This is a genomic window from Saccharothrix coeruleofusca (assembly GCF_014648515.1).
In the GTDB taxonomy this organism is placed as follows: Bacteria; Actinomycetota; Actinomycetes; order Mycobacteriales; family Pseudonocardiaceae; genus Actinosynnema; species Actinosynnema coeruleofuscum.
The window spans coordinates 1-2,886 of the sequence record NZ_BMRG01000047.1; the positions used below are offsets into that span (position 1 = coordinate 1).

General features: G+C 71.8%; 1 protein-coding gene. It reads right to left on the minus strand.

The annotated features are described in order from the left end of the window. The coding region (locus IEZ00_RS35955) for a type I polyketide synthase (protein WP_229796449.1) at window positions 1-2,873 on the minus strand (2,873 nt) is incomplete at its 3' end. Window positions 2,874-2,886: the final 13 nt, after the last annotated feature.

Genomic DNA, 2,886 nt, shown 5'->3' on the forward strand with positions numbered 1-2,886 from the left:
ATCCCCTCCCCACCCCCGACGACCAACTCCCACAGATCCTCCGGAGAACCCACCCCACCCGGATAACGACACGCCATACCCACGACCACCACAGGATCATCGGCATCGCTCGCGGGCGCGCTGGGCGCGTCCGGCGCCTCGTCGGTTGTGGTGAGTTCACCGGACAAGTGGTCGGCGAGGGCCCGCGGGGTCGGGTGGTCGAACACGGCCGTGGTCGTCAAGCGCAGTCCGGTGATCGCGTTGAGCCGGTTGCGCAGCTCGACGGCGGTGAGCGAGTCGAGCCCGGATTCCTTGAAGGTGCGGTCGACGCCGATCGGGTCGCGCCCGTCGTAACCGAGCACTCGCCCCGCCTCCGCGCGCACCAGCTCCAGCAGTCGCCCTGGCCGGGACGTCACGTCCTCGCGGGTGAGCGACGGCCCGTCCGAGCGGCCCAGTGCGGTCACCGGGTGAGCTCGCCGCGGCGCGATCGTGATCAGTTCACGCAGCAGCGGATGCGGGTTCCCGCCGTCCGCGGCGGAAGCGATGTTCAACCGCAGTGGCACGAGCAGCGGCTCGCCGCGCCGAACGGCGGCGTCGAAGAGTGCGAGCCCCTGGGTCTCGGACAACGTCGCCACTCCGGAGCGAGCCATCCGGTTGAGGTCGCCCGCGCTGAGCGCCGCCGCCATACCTCCCCGCTGATCCCACATCCCCCACGCCAGCGACGTCGCAGGCAGTCCACTTCGGACACGGTGGTGGGCGAGCGCGTCGAGGTAGGTATTGGCGGCCGCGTAGTTGGCCTGACCCGCCGCGCCGATCAGTCCCGAGATGGAGGAGTACAGCACGAACGCCGACAGCGGCATGTCGGCGGTGAGCTCGTGGAGGTTCTTGGCCGCCATCGCCTTGGGGCCCATGACCGCGTCGAGGCGTTGTGGGCTCAGCTCGGTGAACACGCCGTCGTCGAGCACACCGGCCGCGTGGATCACAGCCGTGAGGGGGCGATCGGCGGGCAACCCGCGAAGCAACGCGGCGAGCTCGGCGCGGTCGGCGACATCGCAGGCCTCGGCCCGCACTTCCAGACCGAGCCCGGTCAGCTCGGCCACCAAGGCACGCGCCTCGGGCGTGACGGGGCCGCTCCTGCTGACCAGCAGCATGCTCGTCACCCCGTGCTCGGTGGCCAGGTGCCGCGCGAGCAACCGGCCGAGCCGGCCGAACGCCCCGGTCAGCAGCACGGTTCCGCGCTCGGGTATCGACTTCCCGGCGGCGTGGTGAGAGCCGGAATCCACGGGCAGGCGAGTCAGGCGCGGGACACGGACGCCCTCGGCGGACAGAGCCAACTGCGGCTCCCCCGTGGCCACCGCGGCGGCGAGCCGTTGTGCCCCCTCACCGTCCGGTGCCACGTCGACGAGCACGACGCGGTCGGGGTGCTCGGACTGCGCGGCCCGCAGCAGACCCCAGACCGGCGCGTTGTCGAGATCGACGCGCCCGTTGTCCCCCGTGTCGACGGCACCGGTCGTGACGACGACCAGTTGAGCGTCGGCCAACGTCTCATCGGCCAGCCAGTCCTGCACCAGTCGCAGCACGCGGTGCACGCCACCGAAGTCCACAACGCCGGTCGGGGGAACCGCGGTGATCACCGTGGCAGGCGTCGGCGTCCCCGCCGCCACCGCGACCCGCAGCGCGGCGAGGTCGGCGTACCGGTCCAGCGATGAGTTTCCCCCTGCCACCCGCGCGCCGAGGTCGTGCGGGTCCTGCCCCACCATCGCCCAGTCGTCGGTGCCGGGGTGGGCGTCGACCTCCTTCGGCAGCCACGACAACCGGAACAGCGCCGCCTCGCCCTGATCCGTCGACGGAGTCGGTGACATGTCGGGGGCAGGCCGCAACACCAGCGAGTCGATCGACGCGACCGGGTTGCCGTCGCGGTCGGTGAGCGTCATGGCCACCGAGTCGGCACCGGTTCTCCGGATACGGGCGCGCAAGGTCGACGGGGCTGCGCTGTGCACGGTGACGTCGCTCCACGCGAACGGCACCAACGTCTCGTCCGCGGCCTCGAACAGGCCGACCAGCGCGGCTTGAACGGCGGCGTCCAGGAGGGCGGGATGCAGGTCGAACACCGGGTCGCCGTATCCCGCCGCCGTTCCTGCCGCCTCGTCCAACACGATGTCGGCGAAGACCACGTCGTCGCCACGGTGGATGGTTCGCAGTCCTCGGAACGCCGGTCCGTAGTCATATCCCCGGCGGGTGAGCTCCGCGTACGCGGTGGTGATGGCGACGGGCCGGGCGTCGGGATCGACCTCGCCGTCCCAGGCGGTCGCCGACGCCGATCCGGCAGGCGCGGGCTCGGCGGGTGGGGCAACGGTGCCATCGGCGTGCCGGGTCCAGGTGTCGTTCCCAGCGGTGCCTCCCCCTCGGGACAGCACGCGCAGCGCACGGCGACCGGTGTCGTCCGGTGCGTCGACCACCAGCTGGAGTTGGATGTCGCCGTGCTCCGGCACCACCAGAGGGGCGTGCACGACGAGCTCTTCCACCAAGCCGGCGCCGGTTCGCCGTGCGGCGTGCGAGGCCAGGGCCAGAAAACCGGTTCCGGGCAGGATCGCGGTGCCCGACACCACGTGGTCGGCCAACCACGGTTGCTGCTCCACGGACAGTCGGCCGGTCAGCACGAGCGCGCCCGCGTCGCCCACCGGCATCTCGGCGCGCAGGAAGGGGTGATCGACCGGCGTCAGGCCGAGGGCGGCGGGATCGGTCTCCGGGAGGGAGGGCGTATCGAGCCAGTAGTGCTGGCGTTGGAAGGCGTAGGTGGGAAGTTCGGTGCGTCGTGCGCCGGTCCCGACGAACACCTCCGACCAGTCCACCACCACCCCGGCCGTGAACAACCCGCCCAACCCGGTCAACACCGACTCGACCTCG